Raw genomic sequence first — 19,955 nt, forward strand, 5'->3', positions numbered from 1 at the left:
ACACAGCTTGCCCACTGACCCGCGGATTTGAGTGACAACCCATGCCAAAACGTACAGACATCAAAAGCATCCTGATTCTCGGCGCCGGCCCGATCGTGATCGGCCAGGCCTGCGAATTCGACTACTCCGGCGCCCAGGCCTGCAAGGCCCTGCGCGAGGAGGGTTTTCGCGTCATCCTGGTGAACTCCAACCCGGCCACCATCATGACCGACCCGGCCATGGCCGACGCCACCTACATCGAGCCGATCAAGTGGCAGTCGGTGGCCAAGATCATCGAGAAGGAGCGCCCTGACGCGCTGCTGCCGACCATGGGCGGCCAGACCGCGCTGAACTGCGCACTGGACCTGGAGCGCGAAGGCGTCCTGGAAAAATTCGGCGTGGAAATGATCGGTGCCAACGCCGACACCATCGACAAGGCCGAAGACCGCTCGCGTTTCGACAAGGCCATGAAGGCCATCGGCCTGGAATGCCCGCGCTCGGGTATCGCCCACAGCATGGAAGAGGCCAATGCGGTGCTCGAGAAGCTGGGCTTCCCGTGCATCATCCGCCCGTCCTTCACCATGGGCGGCACCGGTGGCGGCATCGCCTACAACCGTGAAGAATTCGAAGAAATCTGCGCCCGTGGTCTGGACCTGTCGCCAACCAAGGAACTGCTGATCGACGAATCGCTGATCGGCTGGAAAGAGTACGAGATGGAAGTGGTCCGCGACAAAAAGGACAACTGCATCATCGTCTGCTCCATCGAGAACTTCGACCCGATGGGCGTGCACACCGGTGACTCGATCACCGTCGCACCGGCACAGACCCTGACCGACAAGGAATACCAGATCATGCGCAACGCCTCGCTGGCGGTGCTGCGTGAAATCGGTGTCGAAACCGGCGGCTCCAACGTGCAGTTCGGTATCTGCCCGGACACTGGCCGCATGGTCGTGATCGAGATGAACCCGCGGGTTTCGCGTTCCTCGGCCCTGGCCTCGAAAGCCACCGGCTTCCCGATCGCCAAGATCGCCGCCAAGCTGGCTGTTGGCTACACCCTCGATGAACTGCAGAACGACATCACCGGTGGTCGCACGCCGGCCTCGTTCGAGCCGTCGATCGACTACGTCGTCACCAAGCTGCCGCGCTTTGCCTTCGAAAAATTCCCGAAAGCCGATGCCCGCCTGACCACCCAGATGAAATCCGTGGGTGAAGTCATGGCCATCGGCCGCACCTTCCAGGAGTCGCTGCAGAAAGCCCTGCGCGGCCTGGAAGTCGGTGTATGCGGGCTGGACCCGAAAGTCGACCTGGCCAGCCCGGAAGCTGCCAGCATCCTCAAGCGCGAGCTGACCGTGCCGGGCGCCGAGCGTATCTGGTACGTGGCCGACGCCATGCGTTCGGGCATGAGCGTGGATGAAATCTTCGCCCTGACCATGATCGACCGCTGGTTCCTGGTGCAGATGGAAGACCTGATCAAGGAAGAAGAGAAGGTCAAGACCCTGGGCCTGGCCGATATCGACAAGGCACTGATGCTGCGCCTCAAGCGCAAGGGCTTCTCTGACCAGCGCCTGGCCAAGCTGCTGGGCATCACCGACAAGAACCTGCGTCGTCACCGTCACAAGCTCGAGATCTTCCCGGTCTACAAGCGCGTCGATACCTGCGCTGCCGAGTTCGCCACCGACACCGCCTATCTGTACTCCACCTACGAGGAAGAGTGCGAGGCCAACCCGTCGACCCGCGACAAGATCATGATCCTGGGTGGCGGCCCCAACCGTATCGGCCAGGGCATCGAGTTCGACTACTGCTGCGTCCATGCGGCACTGGCACTGCGTGAAGACGGCTACGAGACCATCATGGTCAACTGCAACCCGGAGACCGTCTCCACCGATTACGATACCTCCGACCGCCTGTACTTCGAGCCGCTGACCCTGGAAGACGTGCTGGAAGTGGTGCGTGTCGAGAAGCCGAAAGGCGTCATCGTGCACTACGGCGGCCAGACTCCGCTGAAACTGGCCCGTGCCCTGGAAGAAGCCGGCGTACCGATCATCGGTACCAGCCCGGACTCCATCGACCGTGCCGAAGACCGTGAGCGCTTCCAGCAGATGGTTCAGCGCCTGAACCTGCTGCAGCCGCCAAACGCCACCGTGCGCAGCGAAGACGAAGCGATTCGTGCTGCCGGCGTCATCGGTTACCCGCTGGTGGTGCGCCCGTCCTACGTACTGGGCGGCCGTGCGATGGAGATTGTCTACGAACTGGACGAACTCAAGCGCTACCTGCGTGAAGCGGTGCAGGTGTCCAACGACAGCCCTGTGCTGCTGGACCACTTCCTCAACTGCGCCATCGAGATGGACGTGGATGCGGTCTGCGACGGCACCGACGTGGTGATCGGCGCGATCATGCAGCACATCGAGCAGGCCGGTGTTCACTCCGGTGACTCGGCATGCTCGCTGCCGCCGTACTCGCTGCCTGCCCACGTGCAGGACGAAGTGCGCGACCAGGTCAAGAAGATGGCACTGGAACTGGGCGTTGTCGGCCTGATGAACGTGCAGCTGGCGCTGCAGGGCGACAAGATCTACGTGATCGAGGTCAACCCGCGTGCTTCGCGTACCGTACCGTTCGTGTCCAAGTGCATCGGCACCTCGCTGGCGATGATTGCGGCTCGCGTCATGGCCGGCAAGACCCTGAAGGAGATCGGTTTCACCCAGGAAATCATTCCGAACTTCTACAGCGTGAAGGAAGCGGTGTTCCCGTTCGCGAAGTTCCCGGGCGTCGATCCGATCCTCGGCCCTGAAATGAAGTCCACCGGTGAAGTCATGGGTGTCGGCGACACCTTCGGCGAAGCCTTCGCCAAGGCCCAGATGGGCGCCAGCGAAGTGCTGCCGACCGGCGGCACCGCGTTCATCAGCGTGCGTGACGACGACAAGCCGCAGGTGGCTGGCGTTGCCCGCGACCTGATCAACCTGGGCTTCGAAGTGGTTGCCACGGCCGGTACCGCCAAGATCATCGAGGCGGCAGGCTTGAAAGTGCGTCGCGTGAACAAGGTGACCGAAGGTCGTCCGCACGTGGTCGACATGATCAAGAACGACGAAGTGTCGCTGATCATCAACACCACCGAAGGTCGCCAGTCGATTGCCGACTCCTACTCGATTCGTCGCAATGCGTTGCAGCACAAGATCTACTGCACCACGACTATTGCGGCCGGTGAAGCCATCTGCGAAGCGCTGAAGTTCGGTCCGGAAAAAACCGTACGTCGCTTGCAGGATCTGCATGCAGGACTCAAAGCATGAGTATTACCAAATACCCGATGACCGTTCAGGGCGCTCGCGCCCTGGAGGAAGAGCATCTCTTTTTGAGCAAGACCGAGCGCCCGCGCCTGAGCCAGGCGATTGGCGAAGCCCGCGAGCTGGGCGACCTCAAGGAAAACGCCGAGTACCACGCTGCCCGTGAAGAACAGGGCATGGTCGAGGCGCGTATCCGCGATATCGAAGGCCGCCTGCAGAATGCGGTAGTGATCGACGTTACCACCATTGCCCACACGGGCAAGGTGATCTTCGGTACCACCGTGAACCTTGAAAACACCGAAACCGGCGATCAGGTGACCTACCAGATCGTTGGTGAGGACGAGGCGGACGTCAAGAACGGCAAGCTCTCGGTCGGTGCTCCGATCGCCCGCGCCATCATCGGCAAGGAAGAGGGTGACACTGTGGTGATCAAGACGCCGAGCGGCACAGTCGAGTACGAGATTGTCGAAGTCCGTCACATTTGATCGCCCACGCGGCTTTGCCGCGTCGGCAGTGATCTGGCAGCTGGCCCAGGTGCTCTGGGTCGGCGGCGTGTGGATGCTGCATTTTGCGGTACTGCCGGTGCTGGGCCAGATTGGCCTGGCGCCGCTGTTGATCGAAGATTTTGGCGTGCTGGCCGCGTCGCTGCTGGTCGCCTTTGCGGCGGCGGGCTGCGGCGTGCAGGTGCTGGTGCTGATTCAGGCCGAAGGGATGGCCAGCCTGTGGCGAGACATGCGTGGGCAACTGCTGCTGATGGCAGTGGCGGCGTGCGTGATGTATTTCGTCTTGCGGGTTGGCGGGGCGGGGCAGTTGCGTTGGCAGCTGTTCTGCTACCTGGTGCTGGGCCTCAGCGGTTTGCTGCTGGTGCTGCAGCCGCCACCGGGCAGGGCGCGCAAGGCGCGCCACTGAACGGCGCGAACATCACTTGTAGCGGTGGATGTTCGACAGTTGCTTGTTGGGCTGCGGGTTGCGGCGATAGATCAGTGCCTTCTTGCCGATGGTCTGCACCAGTTCGGCGCGACCGGCCTTGCACAGTGCGGCAATGGCGGCGGCACGTTCTTCGCGGTCTTCCGAGCGGATCTCTACCTTGATCAGTTCGTGATCGGCCAGGGCGCGCTCGAGTTCGGCGATAACCCCTTCAGTCAGGCCGTTGCCTGCCACAATCAGAACTGGTTTCAGATCGTGGCCAATGGATTTGTACTGTTTCTTCTGCTCGTTATTGAGCGGCATAATCTGACCCTTTGTCTAGATTCTGTAAAAATGGCGGCCATTTTACCCGAGGGCCCGTGGATCCGCCCAGTTAATCACGACCCTTATCATCGAGGTGCCCAGTGGCGCGTTCCAAGACAAGCCTTGGCTGGCTGAAAGAACACTTCAACGATCCTTACGTCAAAAAGGCGCAAAAGGACGGATATCGCTCGCGCGCGAGCTACAAATTGCTCGAAATCCAGGAAAAGTACCGTTTGATCCGCCCGGGCATGAGCGTGATCGATCTGGGCGCGGCGCCCGGTGGCTGGTCGCAGGTGACCAGTCGTCTGATTGGCGGTCAGGGGCGTCTGATTGCCTCGGACATCCTCGAAATGGACAGTATTCCCGACGTTACCTTCATCCAGGGCGACTTTACCCAGGATGAAGTGCTGGCGCAGATTCTCGAGGCGGTCGGTAATTCGCACGTAGACCTTGTGATTTCCGATATGGCCCCCAATATGAGTGGTACGCCCGCTGTGGATATGCCCAAGGCCATGTTCCTGTGCGAGCTGGCCCTTGATCTGGCGACCCGGGTACTCAAGCCGGGTGGCGATTTTCTGATCAAGATCTTTCAGGGCGAGGGGTTTGACGTCTACCTCAAGGACGCCCGCAAGAAATTCGACAAGGTGCAGATGCTCAAGCCCGATTCTTCACGCGATCGCTCCCGCGAGCAGTACATGCTGGGGCGTGGCTACAAGGGCGAGTAGGGCTTCAGGCCGGCAGCTTCCAGGGTATCCGATAGCTATTTCCAATCGGATGTCCTGCCTGACCTGGATGAACATCGTGTAGTCTAGGTTTCACAAAGGGTTACAGACGGCGCCTGCAGACATGTAGGTAATGTAGTAAGTTAAGCCGGTGATTATCATGCGAGGCACGGCTGCGCCTAAGGCCTGCCTCAGAGGGTAGCTAATTGAACGACATGGCAAAGAATCTGATCCTGTGGTTGATCATCGCCGCGGTCCTGGTGACCGTGATGAACAACTTCTCCAGCCCGAACGAGCCGCAGACCCTCAACTATTCCGACTTCATTCAGCAGGTCAAGGATGGCAAGGTCGAGCGTGTGACGGTCGACGGTGCAGTCATCATTGGTAAGCGTACCGACGGCGACAGCTTCAAGACCGTGCGTCCCGCGATCGCCGACAACGGCCTGATCGGCGACCTGGTCGACAACCACGTCGTGGTCGAAGGCAAGCAGCCTGAACAACAAAGCATCTGGACCCAGTTGCTGGTCGCCAGCTTCCCGATCCTGGTCATCATCGCCGTGTTCATGTTCTTCATGCGCCAGATGCAGGGCGGTGCCGGTGGCAAGGGTGGGCCGATGAGTTTCGGCAAGAGCAAGGCGCGCCTGCTCTCCGAAGACCAGGTCAAGACCACCCTGGCCGACGTCGCAGGTTGCGATGAAGCCAAGGAAGAGGTTGGCGAGCTGGTCGAGTTCCTGCGTGATCCAGGCAAGTTCCAGCGCCTGGGCGGTCGTATTCCGCGCGGCGTGCTGATGGTCGGCCCGCCCGGTACCGGTAAGACCCTGCTGGCCAAGGCCATTGCGGGTGAGGCCAAGGTGCCGTTCTTCACCATTTCCGGTTCCGACTTCGTTGAAATGTTCGTGGGTGTCGGTGCCAGCCGTGTACGTGACATGTTCGAGCAGGCCAAGAAGCACGCACCGTGCATCATCTTCATCGACGAAATCGACGCCGTCGGTCGCCACCGTGGCGCCGGCATGGGCGGTGGTCATGACGAGCGCGAGCAGACCCTCAACCAGTTGCTGGTGGAGATGGACGGCTTCGAAATGAACGACGGCATCATCGTGATCGCCGCTACCAACCGTCCGGACGTGCTTGATCCTGCGTTGCTGCGTCCAGGCCGTTTCGACCGCCAAGTGGTCGTTGGCCTGCCCGACATCCGTGGTCGCGAGCAGATTCTCAAGGTGCACATGCGCAAGACGCCGATCGGCGACAACGTGAACCCTGCCGTAATCGCTCGTGGTACGCCCGGCTTCTCCGGTGCCGACCTGGCCAACCTGGTCAACGAGGCGTCGCTGTTCGCTGCGCGCGGCGGCAAGCGTGTGGTCGAGATGAAGGAGTTCGAGCTGGCCAAGGACAAGATCATGATGGGCGCCGAGCGCAAGTCGATGGTCATGTCCGAGAAAGAGAAGCAGAACACCGCTTACCACGAGGCGGGTCACGCCATCGTCGGTCGCGTGGTGCCCGAGCACGACCCTGTGTACAAGGTCTCGATCATTCCGCGCGGTCGCGCCCTGGGCGTCACGATGTTCCTGCCGGAAGAGGACCGCTACAGCCTGTCCAAGCGTGCGCTGATCAGTCAGATCTGCTCGTTGTACGGTGGTCGTATCGCCGAGGAAATGACCCTTGGCTTCGATGGCGTTACCACGGGTGCCTCCAACGACATCATGCGAGCCAGCCAGATCGCTCGCAACATGGTCACCAAGTGGGGCTTGTCGGAAAAACTCGGCCCGCTGATGTACGCCGAAGAAGAAGGCGAAGTGTTCCTGGGCCGCAGTGCCGGTTCCCAGCACGCCAGCGTTTCGGGCGAGACGGCCAAGTTGATCGACTCCGAGGTGCGCAGCATCATCGACCAGTGCTATGCCACTGCCAAGCAGATCCTCACCGAAAACCGTGACAAGCTCGATGCAATGGCCGATGCACTGATGAAGTACGAGACCATCGATGCTGACCAGATCGACGACATCATGGCCGGTCGCGAGCCGCGTGAGCCACGTGACTGGGAAGGTGGTTCGGGCACTTCGGGCACCTCTGCCACGCAAGGTGATCGCCCCGAGTCCCCGATCGGTGGTCCGGCGGCGCAGCTCTAAGGGTTGACATGACTTCACAGCAGTACCCAACCCGGTTGCCTTGCGGCAACCGGGTTCTCGACCTTTCCCGTACCCATGTGATGGGTATTCTCAACATAACCCCTGATTCCTTCTCGGACGGCGGTCGTTTCACCCAGCGTGATGCGGCCTTGCGCCATGCCGAAGCGATGGTGGCGGCCGGTGCTACGCTTGTCGATGTCGGTGGGGAGTCCACCCGGCCAGGTGCACGCGTGGTTACTGCTCTCGAAGAGCTCGAGCGGGTTGCACCCATTGTCGAAGCGATCAGTCGCGAGCTGGATGTCATCATCTCGGTAGATACCTCGACGCCGGCTGTGATCCGCGAGACTGCCCGCCTGGGCGCGGGGCTGATCAACGATGTGCGCTCGCTGACCCGCGATGGCGCCCTGGATGCCGCTGCAGCCACCGGTTTGCCGGTCTGCCTTATGCACATGCGCGGCGAGCCCGGCGACATGCAGAACAACCCGCACTACGACGATGTGACCGTCGAGGTGGCGATGTTTCTCGAGCAGCGCATGGCAGCCTGTGCTTCGGTGGGTATCGGCGCCGAAAAGATTGTGCTCGATCCGGGCTTTGGTTTTGCCAAGACGCTTGCGCACAACCTCAGCCTGTTCAAGCATATGCAGGACCTTTATCGCCTGGGCCGTCCCCTCCTGGTGGGCGTTTCGCGCAAGAGCATGATCGGCCTGGCGCTGGAGCGTCCGGTCGGTGAGCGGCTTTATGGCAGCCTGGCGCTTGCTGCGCTGGCGATGACCCGGGGTGCGAGCATCCTGCGGGTTCACGATGTTGCCGAGACCGTCGACGTGGTACGGATGATTGCAGCGGTTGAAGCCGCCGAATAAGAGTGACGGAGCATTTCACTATGAGCAGAAAATATTTTGGTACCGACGGCATTCGTGGCCGTGTCGGCGAATACCCGATCACGCCGGATTTCATGCTCAAGCTCGGTTGGGCCGCAGGCATGGCCTTTCGCAAGCTCGGCGCCTGCCGGGTGCTCGTAGGCAAGGACACGCGTATCTCCGGCTACATGTTCGAGTCGGCCCTTGAGGCCGGTCTGTCTGCGGCGGGCGCAGATGTGCTGCTGCTCGGCCCGATGCCGACGCCGGCCATCGCCTACCTGACCCGCACCTTTCATGCCGAAGCCGGGATCGTCATCAGTGCGTCGCACAATCCGCATGACGACAACGGCATCAAGTTCTTCTCCGGTCAGGGCACCAAGCTGCCCGACGATGTGGAGCAGATGATCGAGGAGTTGCTCGACAAGCCCATGACAGTGGTCGAGTCGAGCAAGCTGGGCAAGGTGTCGCGCATCAACGACGCGGCCGGCCGCTACATCGAGTTCTGCAAGAGCAGCGTGCCGACCAGTACCGATTTCGCCGGCCTCAAGCTGGTGGTCGACTGCGCCCACGGCGCCACGTACAAGGTGGCCCCCAGCGTGTTTCGCGAGCTCGGCGCCGATGTCACGGTGCTGGCCGCGCAGCCGGATGGCCTCAACATCAACGAGAACTGCGGTTCGACCCATATCGAGTCGCTTCAGGCGGCGGTGCTGGTAGGGCATGCCGACCTGGGGATCGCGTTCGACGGTGACGGTGACCGGGTGCTGATGGTCGACCATACCGGCGCGATCGTCGATGGTGACGAATTGCTGTTCATCATTGCCCGTGACCTCCAGGAGCGTGGCAAGCTCAATGGTGGCGTTGTGGGTACGCTGATGAGCAACCTGGGCCTCGAACTGGCCTTGCAGGAGCTCTCGATACCGTTTGTGCGTGCCAAGGTGGGTGACCGCTATGTGATGGCCGAACTGCTGGAGCGCGACTGGAACATCGGCGGCGAGAACTCCGGGCACGTGGTGTGCTTCAGTCATACCACCACAGGGGATGCGATCATCGCTGCCCTGCAGGTGCTGATGGCGCTCAAGCGTCGCGGTGAAACCCTGGCTCAGGCCCGTCAGGCGCTGCGCAAATGCCCGCAGGTGCTGATCAATGTTCGCTTTGGCGAGAGCAAGGTAGACCCTGTCGAGCACCCGGCGGTCAAGCAGGCCTGCGAGCGGGTCACCGAGGCCATGGCGGGTCGTGGTCGCGTGCTGCTGCGCAAGTCCGGCACAGAGCCACTGGTGCGTGTGATGGTCGAAGGTGATGACGAAAGTCAGGTGCGCGGCTATGCCGAGGAACTGGCAAAGCTGGTAACTGAAGTTTGCGCCTGATTAGCGCTTGCCAGTGGTGATCGGGTTGGGTAACATCTGCGCCCACTTTGACCGACGAGGTACAGCATGCGTCGCCCTATGGTAGCTGGTAACTGGAAGATGCACGGTACCCGCGCCAGCGTCGCTGAGCTGATCAAGGGCTTGAGCAATCTAGCCCTGCCGAGCGGTGTTGAAGTCGCGGTGTTCCCGCCCTGCCTGTACATCAATCAAGCGATTGAAGGGTTGCAGGGCAAGTCGATAGCCGTGGGTGCTCAGGATTCTGCGGTAGAGCCCCAGCAAGGCGCGCTGACCGGTGAGGTTGCTCCGAGTCAGCTGGTCGATGCGGGATGTGAGCTGGTGCTGATCGGGCACTCGGAGCGTCGCCAGATACTGGGCGAAAGCGACGAAGTGCTGAATCGCAAGTTCGCTGCGGCTCAGGCTTGCGGGTTGAAGCCTGTGCTCTGTGTAGGGGAAACCCTGGAGGAGCGCGAAGCTGGCAAGACGCTTGAGGTTGTAGGGCGTCAGTTGAGCAGCATCATCGACGCATTCGGTGTTGAGGCCTTCGCCAGTGCAATCATTGCCTATGAGCCTGTATGGGCCATCGGCACCGGCCTCACGGCCAGCCCGCAACAGGCTCAGGATGTGCACAAGGCCATTCGTGAGCAACTGGCGGCAAAGAATTCAGAGGTCGCGATGAATGTGCGGCTTCTATACGGCGGCAGCGTGAAGGCGGCCAATGCGGCTGAGCTGTTCGGCATGCCGGATATCGATGGGGGGCTCATTGGTGGAGCTTCCCTGAACGCAGACGAATTCGGTGCAATTTGTCGCGCCGCAGGAAACTGAAAAATGCTGGAAACAGTCGTAGTAGTTTTTCATCTGTTGGGCGCACTGGGTTTGGTAGTGCTGGTGTTGCTGCAACAGGGTAAAGGTGCGGAAGCAGGTGCATCTTTCGGCGCAGGGGCTTCAAATACTGTGTTCGGAAGCCAAGGTTCTGCTACCTTTCTTAGTAAGTTTACTGCTATACTTGCCGCCAGTTTCTTCATAACTGCCCTAGGGTTAGGTTACTTTGCTAAAGAGAAAGCTCATCAGCTGACTCAGGTAGGGCTTCCAGATCCAGCGGTACTTGAAGTGAAGCAGCAAAAACCGGCAACAGATGATGTACCGGTGCTCCAGGAGCAACAGGCACCCGCCAGCAACACCGGCGATGTACCTCCAGCTCAAGAGCAGAAGTAACGGGTTTCAAAGTAGTATTGCCGAGGTGGTGGAATTGGTAGACACGCAACCTTGAGGTGGTTGTGCCCATAGGGTGTAGGGGTTCGAGTCCCCTTCTCGGTACCAATTGAAACAAGACAGCCCGCTACAGCGGGCTTTCTTGTAGGTGGAGGTTAGATTGACCCCTCGCGGGGTTCGGTCGTATACTTTCGCCCCAGCTTTGACGCGGGGTGGAGCAGTCTGGTAGCTCGTCGGGCTCATAACCCGAAGGTCGTTGGTTCAAATCCAGCCCCCGCAACCAGTTTCAGCAGAGCCCCTTTTCAGGGGCTTTTTGTTAGCTGATCAGTTCTCAGCGCCGGTATTCACCCGGCGTATCAGGGATGGGCGCTTCGCCCATTTTTTATTTGCATAGCATGCACAAGGGGGTTCAGGTGTCGAGCAAGCTAGAAGAGTTGCAGGCCTTGTTGGCCCCGGTGGTCGTGGCCCTAGGCTATGAATGCTGGGGTATCGAGTTTTCGGCTCAAGGCCGCCACTCAATGTTGCGCGTTTATATCGACAAAGAAGGCGGTGTGCTGGTGGATGACTGCGCCATCGTCAGCCGTCAGATCAGCGGCATTCTGGATGTCGAAGATCCCATTTCCGTTGAATACACCCTTGAAGTTTCCTCTCCTGGCATGGAACGCCCGCTGTTCACACTTGAACAGTTTGCAAAGTATGTCGGTGAGCAGGTGAAGATTAAACTGCGCTCGCCTTTCGAAGGTCGACGTAATTTTCAGGGCCTTCTGCGCGGTGTGGAAGAGCAGGATGTCGTGGTGCAGGTAGATGAACACGAATTCCTTCTGCCGATCGACATGATCGACAAGGCCAACATTATTCCCAGTTTTGACTGAGACATGCCGGGTCCGATAGTTCGTGCGGACCCAATGGCTTGCGAAAGGCGAGGCGTACGATGAGCAAAGAAGTACTGCTGGTTGTTGAGTCGGTATCCAATGAAAAGGGTGTACCGGCAGACGTGATTTTCGAAGCATTGGAAGTGGCCCTGGCCACTGCTACCAAGAAGCGCTTCGAAGATGAAGTCGACCTGCGTGTGGAGATCAACCGCCACACCGGTAACTACGAGACCTTCCGTCGCTGGACGGTGGTCGAGGAAGAGGATCTTGACGATCCTGCGATCGAAACCTGGCCAAGCAAGATTCAGGAAACCCATCCTGAAGCCAAGGTTGGCGATGTCATCGAAGAGAAGATCGAGTCCATCGAGTTCGGCCGCATCGCTGCACAGACCGCCAAGCAGGTCATCGTGCAGAAGGTCCGCGAAGCCGAGCGCGCACAGGTGGTCGATGCCTATCGCGAGCGTCTGGGCGAAATCATCTCGGGTACCGTCAAGAAGGTTACCCGTGACAACGTGATCGTCGACCTGGGCAACAACGCCGAAGCGCTGCTGGCCCGTGAAGACATCATCTCCCGCGAGACTTTCCGTGTCGGTGTGCGTGTACGTGCGCTGCTCAAGGAAATCCGCACCGAAAACCGCGGCCCGCAGCTGATCCTGTCGCGTACCGCGCCCCAGATGCTGATCGAACTGTTCCGCATCGAAGTGCCGGAAATCGCCGAGGGCCTTATCGAGGTCATGGCGGCTTCCCGTGACCCGGGTTCTCGCGCCAAGATCGCTGTCCGCTCCAAGGACAAGCGCATCGACCCGCAAGGCGCCTGCATCGGTATGCGCGGTTCGCGCGTACAGGCAGTGTCTGGCGAGTTGGGCGGCGAGCGAGTGGATATCGTCCTGTGGGACGACAACCCGGCCCAGTTTGTCATCAACGCCATGTCGCCGGCAGAAGTCGCGGCGATCATCGTTGATGAAGATGCCCACGCGATGGACATCGCTGTAGCCGCGGACAATCTGGCGCAAGCCATTGGCCGTGGTGGTCAGAACGTACGTCTGGCCAGCCAGTTGACCGGCTGGACCCTGAACGTGATGACCGAGTCGGACATCCAGGCCAAGCAACAAGCTGAAACCGGCGACATTCTGCGTAACTTCATCGAAGAGCTGGAAGTCGACGAAGAGCTGGCGCAGGTTCTCGTTGACGAAGGTTTCACCAGCCTGGAAGAAATTGCCTACGTACCGCTGGAAGAAATGCTCAACATCGATGGCTTCGACGAGGAGATCGTCAACGAACTCCGCGCGCGTGCCAAGGACCGCCTGTTGACCAAAGCCATCGCTACTGAGGAAAAACTGGCAGACGCCCATCCGGCCGAAGACCTGCTCTCGCTTGAGGGTATGGACAAGGATCTGGCGGCGGAACTGGCGGTGCGCGGCGTGGTTACCCGCGAAGACCTGGCCGAGCAGTCGATTGATGACCTGCTCGACATCGACGGCATCGACGAAGAACGTGCCGGCAAGTTGATCATGGCCGCCCGAGCCCACTGGTTCGAGTAAGTAGGCTGGCCTGAGGAGAGAAGTGCATGACGCAAGTCACGGTGAAAGAATTGGCCCAAGAGGTCGCTGCACCGGTAGAGCGCCTGCTGCAGCAGATGCGTGAGGCAGGTCTGCCGCACACCGACGCCGGTCAGGTAGTGACCGACAGTGAGAAGCAGGCTCTGCTGACCCACTTGAAAAGCAGCCACAAGGCGAAGGTGGAAGAGCCGCGCAAGATTACCTTGCAGCGCAAGACCACCAGCACCCTGCGTGTTGCTGGTAGCAAGAGCATCAGCGTAGAAGTACGCAAGAAGAAAGTTTTCGTACAGCGCAGCCCCGAAGAAATCCAGGCTGAGCAGAATCGCGAGCTGGAAGAACGTCGTGCCGCTGAAAACGCAGCACGCGACAAGTCTGAAGCTGAAGCGCGTAAACGTGCCGAAGAATCCGCCAGCCGTCAGCCGGCCAGCGCACCTGCGCCAGCCGCTGCAGCACCAGCCGTGACGGCTGCGCCTGCAGCTGCCGAGCCGGTTGCAGCTCCGGCCCCGGGTGTCGAGCGCAAGAAAGCCGAAGACGCCCGTCGCAACGACAAGTCGCGTGACGACGACCGCCGTGGTGGCGAGCGCCGCAACGAGGCCCCGCGCGTATCGGTCAAGGTCAAGGAAAAGGAAAAGGCGCCAGCTCCACGTGCCGCCCCACGTACCACCGAAGAGGAAAGCGACAGCTTCCGCCGTGGTGGCCGTGGCAAGGGCAAGATGAAGAAGCGCAATGCCCACGGCTTCCAGAGCCCGACCGGTCCGGTTATCCGCGACGTGGCCATTGGCGAGACCATCACCGTTTCCGAGCTGGCACAGCAGATGTCGGTCAAGGCCGCTGAAGTCGTCAAGTTCATGTTCAAGATGGGTACTCCGGTCACCATCAACCAGGTGCTCGATCAGGAAACTGCTCAGCTGATCGCCGAAGAGCTGGGCCACAAGGTCACGCTGGTCAGCGACAACGCGCTGGAAGATTCCCTGGCCGAGTCCCTGAAGTTCGAAGGCGAGTCGTTCTCCCGTGCGCCGGTCGTGACCGTAATGGGCCACGTTGACCACGGTAAGACTTCCCTGCTCGACTACATCCGTCGTGCCAAGGTAGCTGCCGGCGAAGCCGGTGGTATCACCCAGCACATCGGTGCGTACCACGTGGAAACCGACCGCGGCATGGTCACCTTCCTCGACACCCCGGGTCACGCCGCGTTTACCGCAATGCGTGCCCGTGGTGCCAAGGCGACCGACATCGTGATCCTGGTGGTCGCGGCGGACGACGGCGTGATGCCGCAAACCCGTGAAGCGGTACAGCACGCCAAGGCGGCAGGTGTTCCACTGGTCGTTGCAGTGAACAAGATCGACAAGCCAGGTGCAGACCTGGACCGCATCCGCAACGAACTGGCCGTCGAAGGCGTGACCTCCGAGGACTGGGGTGGCGACACGCCATTCGTCAAGGTTTCGGCCAAGATGGGTACCGGCGTCGACGAACTGCTCGAAGCCGTTCTGCTGCAAGCCGAGATCCTCGAGCTCAAGGCCACCCCATCGGCACCTGGCCGTGGTGTCGTGGTCGAGTCGCGTCTGGACAAGGGCCGTGGCCCGGTGGCTACCGTGCTGGTTCAGGACGGTACCCTGCGTCAGGGCGACATGGTGCTGTGCGGTTCGAACTACGGCCGTGTACGGGCCATGCTCGACGAGAACGGCAAGCCTGTTAAGGAAGCCGGCCCGTCGATCCCGGTCGAGATTCTTGGCCTGGATGGCACCCCGGATGCCGGTGACGAACTGAGCGTGGTTGCCGACGAGAAGAAAGCCCGTGAAGTGGCTCTGTTCCGTCAAGGCAAGTTCCGCGAAGTCAAACTGGCACGTGCCCACGCTGGCAAGCTCGAGAACATCTTCGAGAACATGGGCCAGGAAGAGAAGAAGACCCTCAACATCGTACTCAAGTCCGATGTGCGTGGTTCTCTGGAGGCCCTGCAGGGCTCCCTCAGCGGTCTTGGCAACGACGAAGTACAGGTTCGCGTGATCGGCGGCGGTGTCGGTGGTATCACCGAGAGCGACGCCAACCTGGCCCTGGCTTCCAATGCAGTACTGTTCGGCTTCAACGTGCGTGCCGATGCTGGCGCGCGCAAGATCGTCGAGCAGGAAGGTCTGGATATGCGTTACTACAACGTGATCTACGACATCATTGAAGACGTCAAGAAAGCCCTGACCGGCATGCTCGGCAGCGATGTTCGCGAGAACATCCTGGGTATCGCCGAAGTGCGTGACGTGTTCCGTTCGCCGAAGTTCGGCGCCATCGCCGGCTGCATGGTCACCGAGGGTGTGGTTTACCGCAACCGTCCGATTCGCGTACTGCGCGACGACGTGGTGATCTTCGAAGGCGAACTGGAGTCGCTGCGTCGCTTCAAGGACGATGCGTCCGAAGTACGTGCCGGCATGGAGTGCGGTATTGGCGTCAAGAGCTACAACGACGTCAAGGTCGGCGACAAGATCGAAGTCTTCGAGAAAGTCCAAGTGGCTCGCACGCTCTAAGCCGCGAGCTTGGGAGCCGCAGATCGCCCGCCGCAAGGCGCAGGTCGGCGGCTCTGAACGCAACGCCCGGTCAGGCCCAAGCCTGGCCGGGCGTTTGCCGCTTTAGTTACAGGTAGCAAAACATGGCAAAAGAATACAGCCGTACCCAACGTATCGGCGATCAGATGCAGCGCGAGCTGGCGCAACTGATCCGTCGCGAAGTCAAAGATCCGCGCGTCGGCCTGGTGACCATCACTGCCGTCGACGTCAGCCGCGATGTCGGCCACGCCAAGGTGTTCATCACCGTGATGGGCGAGGACAGCGCAGAAGACATCAAGCAAAGCCTCAAGGTACTCAACAGCGCCGCCGGTTTCCTGCGCATGCAACTGGGCAAGGAAATGAAGCTGCGCAGTGTGCCGCAACTGCACTTCCACTACGACGAGAGCGTGACCCGCGGTGCCCATCTGTCGGCACTGATCGAGCGCGCGGTCGCCGAGGACAGCCAGCACAAGTCCGACGATACCCCCCTGGACACCAAGGAGTAAGCGGTGGCTCAGGTCAAGCGTATCCGTCGTAACGTCAGCGGCATCATCCTGCTCGACAAGCCGTTGGGGTTCACCTCCAATGCTGCCCTGCAGAAGGTGCGCTGGCTGCTCAACGCCGAGAAGGCCGGACATACCGGCAGCCTCGACCCGCTGGCCAGTGGCGTGCTGCCGCTGTGCTTCGGCGAGGCGACAAAGTTCTCGCAATACCTGCTCGAGTCCGACAAGGGCTACGAGACGGTGATGCAACTGGGGCAGACCACCAACACGGGCGACGCCGAAGGCGAAATTCTGCAAACCCGCGAAGTGACCGTTGGTCGCAGCGACGTTGAAGCCGTACTGCCACAGTTTCGTGGTCCAATCAGCCAGATACCGCCGATGTACTCGGCGCTCAAGCGCGATGGCCAGCCGCTGTACAAGCTGGCACGTGCAGGCGAAGTAGTGGAGCGTGAAGCGCGTTCTGTTACTATTAACCGCTTGGAGCTGCTCGAGTGCGAAGGCACCCGGGTACGCCTCTCGGTAGGCTGCAGCAAGGGCACCTACATCCGTACGCTGGTAGAGGACATCGGTGAGCAGCTGGGCTGCGGCGCCTATGTTGCAGAACTGCGCCGTACGCATGCAGGCCCCTTCGAACTGGCCCAGACCGTCACCCTCGAAGAGCTCGAGCAGGTGCACGCCGAAGGTGGCAACGAAGCGGTCGACCGCTTCCTGATGCCATCGGACAGCGGGTTGCAGGACTGGCCGTTGCTGCACTTCTCCGAGCACAGCGCGTTCTACTGGCTGCATGGTCAGCCGGTGCGTGCACCGGATGCGCCGAAGTTCGGCATGGTCCGCGTGCAGGATCACAACGGTCGTTTCATCGGTATCGGTGAAGTGAGCGAAGACGGGCGCATTGCGCCACGTCGACTGATTCGGTCGGAATGATCGAAACCTTCAGTGTCGGGTTCAGGCCCGGCACTGGCGGGCAAGAGGATGGCTGTCAATAGGCACGGTCACGCCTCACTTTTAAATACAGGGATCTGTCCCTGGCCTATTGGAAACCGTGTGTACGGTTTCCCTTGATATTGGAGAAGCCAGATGGCACTCAGCGTTGAAGAAAAAGCAAAGATCGTTGGCGAATACCAGCAAGCAGCCGGTGACACCGGTAGCCCGGAAGTGCAGGTTGCCCTGCTGACCGCCAACATCAACAAGCTGCAAGGCCACTTCAAGGCCAACGGTAAAGACCACCACTCCCGTCGTGGTCTGATCCGCATGGTAAACCAGCGTCGCAAGCTGCTGGACTACCTGAAAGGTAAAGACACCACTCGTTACAGCGCCCTGATCGGTCGTCTGGGCCTGCGTCGCTAATAGCGGCCTGGTCAGTGGTGTGCACGGCGTGCTGCTGTCATCCGCCGAGGGCTTCGGCCCCCGCGCGGGTGAGCACGCCGCGCGTATCTATGAGGTTGGCTGTCTGCCTCGCCCGCGCGGTTTACCGCAAGGGCAGGGCAGGCTCCCAACCTCTAGTTTTATCTGGACTGCCAACAGGGCCGATTCCCTGTGCTGCCCAAGAATTCGCAAGAACCAGTTCCCCCAGAGCCACTGAAGAAGGTAGGAAACCGTGAACCCGGTAATCAAGAAATTCCAGTTCGGTCAATCGACCGTTACCCTCGAGACGGGCCGTATTGCTCGTCAAGCGTCCGGCGCCGTATTGGTCACCGTCGACAACGATGTCACCGTGCTGGTGACCGTGGTCGGTGCCAAACAGGCCGATCCAGGCAAAGGCTTCTTCCCCCTGTCCGTTCACTATCAGGAAAAGACCTACGCCGCCGGCAAGATCCCTGGTGGTTTCTTCAAGCGTGAAGGCCGTCCTTCCGAGAAAGAGACCCTGACCTCGCGTCTGATCGACCGTCCGATCCGTCCGCTGTTCCCTGAAGGCTTCATGAACGAAGTGCAGGTTGTCTGCACCGTCGTTTCCACCAGCAAGAAAACCGATCCGGACATCGCTGCCATGATCGGTACCTCGGCTGCGCTGGCCATCTCCGGCATTCCGTTCGAAGGCCCTATCGGCGCCGCCCGTGTCGCTTTCCACGAAAGCACCGGCTACCTGCTGAACCCGACCTACGAGCAACTGGCTGCCTCGAGCCTGGACATGGTCGTTGCCGGTACCTCCGACGCCGTGCTGATGGTCGAATCGGAAGCCAAGGAGCTGACCGAAGACCAGATGCTGGGCGCCGTGCTGTTCGCCCACGACGAATTCCAGGCCGTGATCCAGGCCGTCAAGGAGCTGGCTGCCGAAGCCGCCAAGCCTACCTGGGACTGGACTGCCAAGGCCGAGAACACCCCGCTGCTGAGCGCCATTCGTGGCGAATTCGGTGCCGCGGTGTCCGATGCCTACACCATCACCGTCAAGGCCGACCGTTACGCTCGCCTGGGCGAGCTGCGCGAGCAGGTCATCGCCAAGTTCTCCGGCGAAGAAGGCCAGCCGACTGCCGCTGAAGTCAAAGAGATCTTCGGTGAAATCGAATACCGCACCGTTCGCGAAAACATCGTCAACGGCAAGCCACGTATCGATGGTCGCGACACCAAGACCGTGCGCCCGCTGAACATCGAAGTCGGCGTGCTGCCGAAAACCCACGGTTCGGCCCTGTTCACCCGTGGCGAAACCCAGGCCCTGGTCGTTGCGACCCTGGGTACTGCGCGTGACGCACAGCTGCTGGACACCCTGGAAGGCGAGCGCAAAGACCCCTTCATGCTGCACTACAACTTCCCGCCGTTCTCGGTGGGCGAGTGTGGTCGCATGGGCGGTGCTGGTCGTCGCGAAATCGGTCACGGCCGTCTGGCCCGTCGTTCGGTCCAGGCCATGCTGCCGGCCGCCGACGTGTTCCCGTACACCATCCGCGTGGTGTCGGAGATCACCGAATCCAACGGTTCGAGCTCGATGGCTTCGGTCTGTGGCGCTTCCCTGGCCCTGATGGACGCTGGTGTACCGATGAAGGCGCCGGTAGCCGGTATCGCCATGGGTCTGGTCAAAGAGGGCGAGAAGTTCGCCATCCTGACCGACATCCTGGGTGATGAAGACCACCTGGGCGACATGGACTTCAAGGTAGCCGGTACCGCCAAGGGTGTGACCGCGCTGCAGATGGACATCAAGATCAACGGCATCACCGAAGAGATCATGGAAATCGCCCTGGGTCAGGCCCTGGAAGCGCGCCTGAACATCCTCGGCCAGATGAACCAGATCATTGGCCAGTCGCGTACCGAGCTGTCGGAAAACGCACCGACCATGATCGCGATGAAGATCGACACCGACAAGATTCGCGACGTCATCGGCAAGGGCGGCGCAACCATCCGTGCCATCTGCGAAGAAACCAAGGCGTCGATCGATATCGAAGACGACGGTTCGATCAAGATCTTCGGCGAAACCAAGGATGCTGCAGAAGCTGCGCGCCAGCGCGTTCTGAGCATCACTGCCGAAGCCGAGATCGGCAAGATCTACGTCGGCAAGGTCGAGCGCATCGTCGACTTCGGTGCATTCGTCAACATCCTGCCGGGCAAGGACGGTCTGGTTCACATCTCCATGCTGAGCGATGCTCGCGTCGAGAAAGTGACCGACATCCTGAAAGAAGGCCAGGAAGTCGAAGTACTGGTACTGGACGTGGACAACCGCGGCCGTATCAAGCTGTCGATCAAGGACGTTGCCGCCGCCAAGGCGTCGGGCGTCTGATGATGCAGCAGGGCAGGTAACTGCC

At 60.6% G+C, this 19,955-nt stretch carries 17 protein-coding genes and 2 tRNA genes; 18 read left to right on the plus strand and 1 reads right to left on the minus strand.

Annotation, left to right across the window (positions count from 1 at the left end; all coding sequences use genetic code 11):
- Nucleotides 1-41 precede the first annotated feature (41 nt).
- Genes carB through CR917_RS04145 form a run of 3 tightly spaced genes read left to right on the plus strand, consistent with a single transcriptional unit; the run spans nt 42 to nt 4,166 of the window.
- Nucleotides 42-3,263: a carbamoyl-phosphate synthase large subunit gene (gene carB, locus CR917_RS04135; RefSeq protein WP_043863828.1), complete on the plus strand. Its 3,222-nt coding sequence runs from the start codon at nt 42-44 to the stop codon at nt 3,261-3,263.
- Nucleotides 3,260-3,742: a transcription elongation factor GreA gene (gene greA / locus CR917_RS04140; protein WP_078481340.1), complete on the plus strand. Its 483-nt coding sequence runs from the start codon at nt 3,260-3,262 to the stop codon at nt 3,740-3,742. The genes carB and greA overlap by 4 nt, the downstream gene beginning before the upstream one ends.
- A gap of 28 nt (nt 3,743-3,770) precedes the next feature.
- Nucleotides 3,771-4,166 (plus strand): MFS transporter, encoded by a 396-nt coding sequence (locus CR917_RS04145; protein ID WP_104571925.1) that lies wholly within the window; start codon nt 3,771-3,773, stop codon nt 4,164-4,166.
- A 12-nt stretch (nt 4,167-4,178) separates the two neighbouring features.
- Here CR917_RS04145 and yhbY read toward each other — a convergent pair whose 3' ends face one another.
- Complete coding sequence (yhbY, locus tag CR917_RS04150; RefSeq protein ID WP_038606752.1) at nt 4,179-4,487, minus strand: ribosome assembly RNA-binding protein YhbY; 309 nt, start codon at nt 4,485-4,487, stop codon at nt 4,179-4,181.
- A gap of 101 nt (nt 4,488-4,588) precedes the next feature.
- Between yhbY and rlmE the strand changes: the two genes are divergently transcribed.
- The 15 genes from rlmE (at nt 4,589) to pnp (ending at nt 19,930) form a co-directional block, all read left to right on the plus strand.
- The gene (rlmE, locus tag CR917_RS04155; protein ID WP_043863826.1) at nt 4,589-5,212 is read left to right on the plus strand and encodes a 23S rRNA (uridine(2552)-2'-O)-methyltransferase RlmE; all 624 of its coding nucleotides are present in this window, start codon (nt 4,589-4,591) and stop codon (nt 5,210-5,212) included.
- 212 nt (nt 5,213-5,424) lie between these two features.
- Nucleotides 5,425-7,332, plus strand: a complete 1,908-nt coding sequence (ftsH, locus tag CR917_RS04160; RefSeq protein WP_043863825.1) for an ATP-dependent zinc metalloprotease FtsH — start codon at nt 5,425-5,427, stop codon at nt 7,330-7,332.
- 8 nt (nt 7,333-7,340) lie between these two features.
- On the plus strand, nt 7,341-8,192 hold the full coding sequence (folP, locus tag CR917_RS04165) for a dihydropteroate synthase (RefSeq protein ID WP_043863824.1): 852 nt from the start codon (nt 7,341-7,343) through the stop codon (nt 8,190-8,192).
- Between the two features lie 20 nt (nt 8,193-8,212).
- Nucleotides 8,213-9,553 carry a phosphoglucosamine mutase gene (gene glmM, locus CR917_RS04170; protein WP_054916542.1) on the plus strand — a complete coding sequence of 447 codons (1,341 nt, stop codon included), beginning with the start codon at nt 8,213-8,215 and terminating at the stop codon, nt 9,551-9,553.
- 66 nt (nt 9,554-9,619) lie between these two features.
- Entirely contained in the window at nt 9,620-10,375 is a 756-nt protein-coding gene (gene tpiA, locus CR917_RS04175) for a triose-phosphate isomerase (RefSeq protein WP_043863822.1), read from the plus strand.
- Between the two features lie 3 nt (nt 10,376-10,378).
- Nucleotides 10,379-10,765 (plus strand): preprotein translocase subunit SecG, encoded by a 387-nt coding sequence (gene secG / locus CR917_RS04180; protein WP_078481335.1) that lies wholly within the window; start codon nt 10,379-10,381, stop codon nt 10,763-10,765.
- Between the two features lie 19 nt (nt 10,766-10,784).
- Nucleotides 10,785-10,870, plus strand: a tRNA-Leu gene (locus tag CR917_RS04185).
- Between the two features lie 98 nt (nt 10,871-10,968).
- Nucleotides 10,969-11,045, plus strand: a tRNA-Met gene (locus CR917_RS04190).
- Between the two features lie 130 nt (nt 11,046-11,175).
- A complete protein-coding gene (gene rimP / locus CR917_RS04195; protein WP_158255574.1) occupies nt 11,176-11,634 on the plus strand; it encodes a ribosome maturation factor RimP in 459 nt (152 codons plus the stop codon).
- 59 nt (nt 11,635-11,693) lie between these two features.
- Nucleotides 11,694-13,175, plus strand: coding sequence for a transcription termination factor NusA (gene nusA / locus CR917_RS04200; RefSeq protein ID WP_043863821.1), 1,482 nt, complete (start codon nt 11,694-11,696; stop codon nt 13,173-13,175).
- 26 nt (nt 13,176-13,201) lie between these two features.
- A complete protein-coding gene (gene infB, locus CR917_RS04205; RefSeq protein ID WP_043863820.1) occupies nt 13,202-15,706 on the plus strand; it encodes a translation initiation factor IF-2 in 2,505 nt (834 codons plus the stop codon).
- 122 nt (nt 15,707-15,828) lie between these two features.
- The gene (rbfA, locus tag CR917_RS04210) at nt 15,829-16,230 is read left to right on the plus strand and encodes a 30S ribosome-binding factor RbfA (protein ID WP_043863819.1); all 402 of its coding nucleotides are present in this window, start codon (nt 15,829-15,831) and stop codon (nt 16,228-16,230) included.
- A gap of 3 nt (nt 16,231-16,233) precedes the next feature.
- Nucleotides 16,234-17,151 (plus strand): tRNA pseudouridine(55) synthase TruB, encoded by a 918-nt coding sequence (truB, locus tag CR917_RS04215; protein ID WP_043863818.1) that lies wholly within the window; start codon nt 16,234-16,236, stop codon nt 17,149-17,151.
- 153 nt (nt 17,152-17,304) lie between these two features.
- Nucleotides 17,305-17,574: a 30S ribosomal protein S15 gene (gene rpsO, locus CR917_RS04220; RefSeq protein ID WP_010222985.1), complete on the plus strand. Its 270-nt coding sequence runs from the start codon at nt 17,305-17,307 to the stop codon at nt 17,572-17,574.
- Between the two features lie 250 nt (nt 17,575-17,824).
- Nucleotides 17,825-19,930, plus strand: coding sequence for a polyribonucleotide nucleotidyltransferase (pnp, locus tag CR917_RS04225; protein WP_043863817.1), 2,106 nt, complete (start codon nt 17,825-17,827; stop codon nt 19,928-19,930).
- Nucleotides 19,931-19,955 lie beyond the last annotated feature (25 nt).

Source organism: Pseudomonas sp. BRM28 (assembly GCF_002939405.1).
Taxonomy (GTDB): domain Bacteria; phylum Pseudomonadota; class Gammaproteobacteria; order Pseudomonadales; family Pseudomonadaceae; genus Aquipseudomonas; species Aquipseudomonas palmensis.

Excerpts from the sequence above, each read along its gene's own strand:
- carB (WP_043863828.1), top strand. The coding sequence starts at position 42 with ATGCCAAAACGTACAGACATCAAAAGCATCCTGATTCTCGGCGCCGGC.
- greA (WP_078481340.1), top strand. The coding sequence starts at position 3,260 with ATGAGTATTACCAAATACCCGATGACCGTTCAGGGCGCTCGCGCCCTG.
- yhbY (WP_038606752.1), bottom strand. The coding sequence starts at position 4,487 with ATGCCGCTCAATAACGAGCAGAAGAAACAGTACAAATCCATTGGCCAC.
- ftsH (WP_043863825.1), top strand. The coding sequence starts at position 5,425 with ATGGCAAAGAATCTGATCCTGTGGTTGATCATCGCCGCGGTCCTGGTG.
- folP (WP_043863824.1), top strand. The coding sequence starts at position 7,341 with ATGACTTCACAGCAGTACCCAACCCGGTTGCCTTGCGGCAACCGGGTT.
- glmM (WP_054916542.1), top strand. The coding sequence starts at position 8,213 with ATGAGCAGAAAATATTTTGGTACCGACGGCATTCGTGGCCGTGTCGGC.
- tpiA (WP_043863822.1), top strand. The coding sequence starts at position 9,620 with ATGCGTCGCCCTATGGTAGCTGGTAACTGGAAGATGCACGGTACCCGC.
- secG (WP_078481335.1), top strand. The coding sequence starts at position 10,379 with ATGCTGGAAACAGTCGTAGTAGTTTTTCATCTGTTGGGCGCACTGGGT.
- nusA (WP_043863821.1), top strand. The coding sequence starts at position 11,694 with ATGAGCAAAGAAGTACTGCTGGTTGTTGAGTCGGTATCCAATGAAAAG.
- infB (WP_043863820.1), top strand. The coding sequence starts at position 13,202 with ATGACGCAAGTCACGGTGAAAGAATTGGCCCAAGAGGTCGCTGCACCG.
- rbfA (WP_043863819.1), top strand. The coding sequence starts at position 15,829 with ATGGCAAAAGAATACAGCCGTACCCAACGTATCGGCGATCAGATGCAG.
- rpsO (WP_010222985.1), top strand. The coding sequence starts at position 17,305 with ATGGCACTCAGCGTTGAAGAAAAAGCAAAGATCGTTGGCGAATACCAG.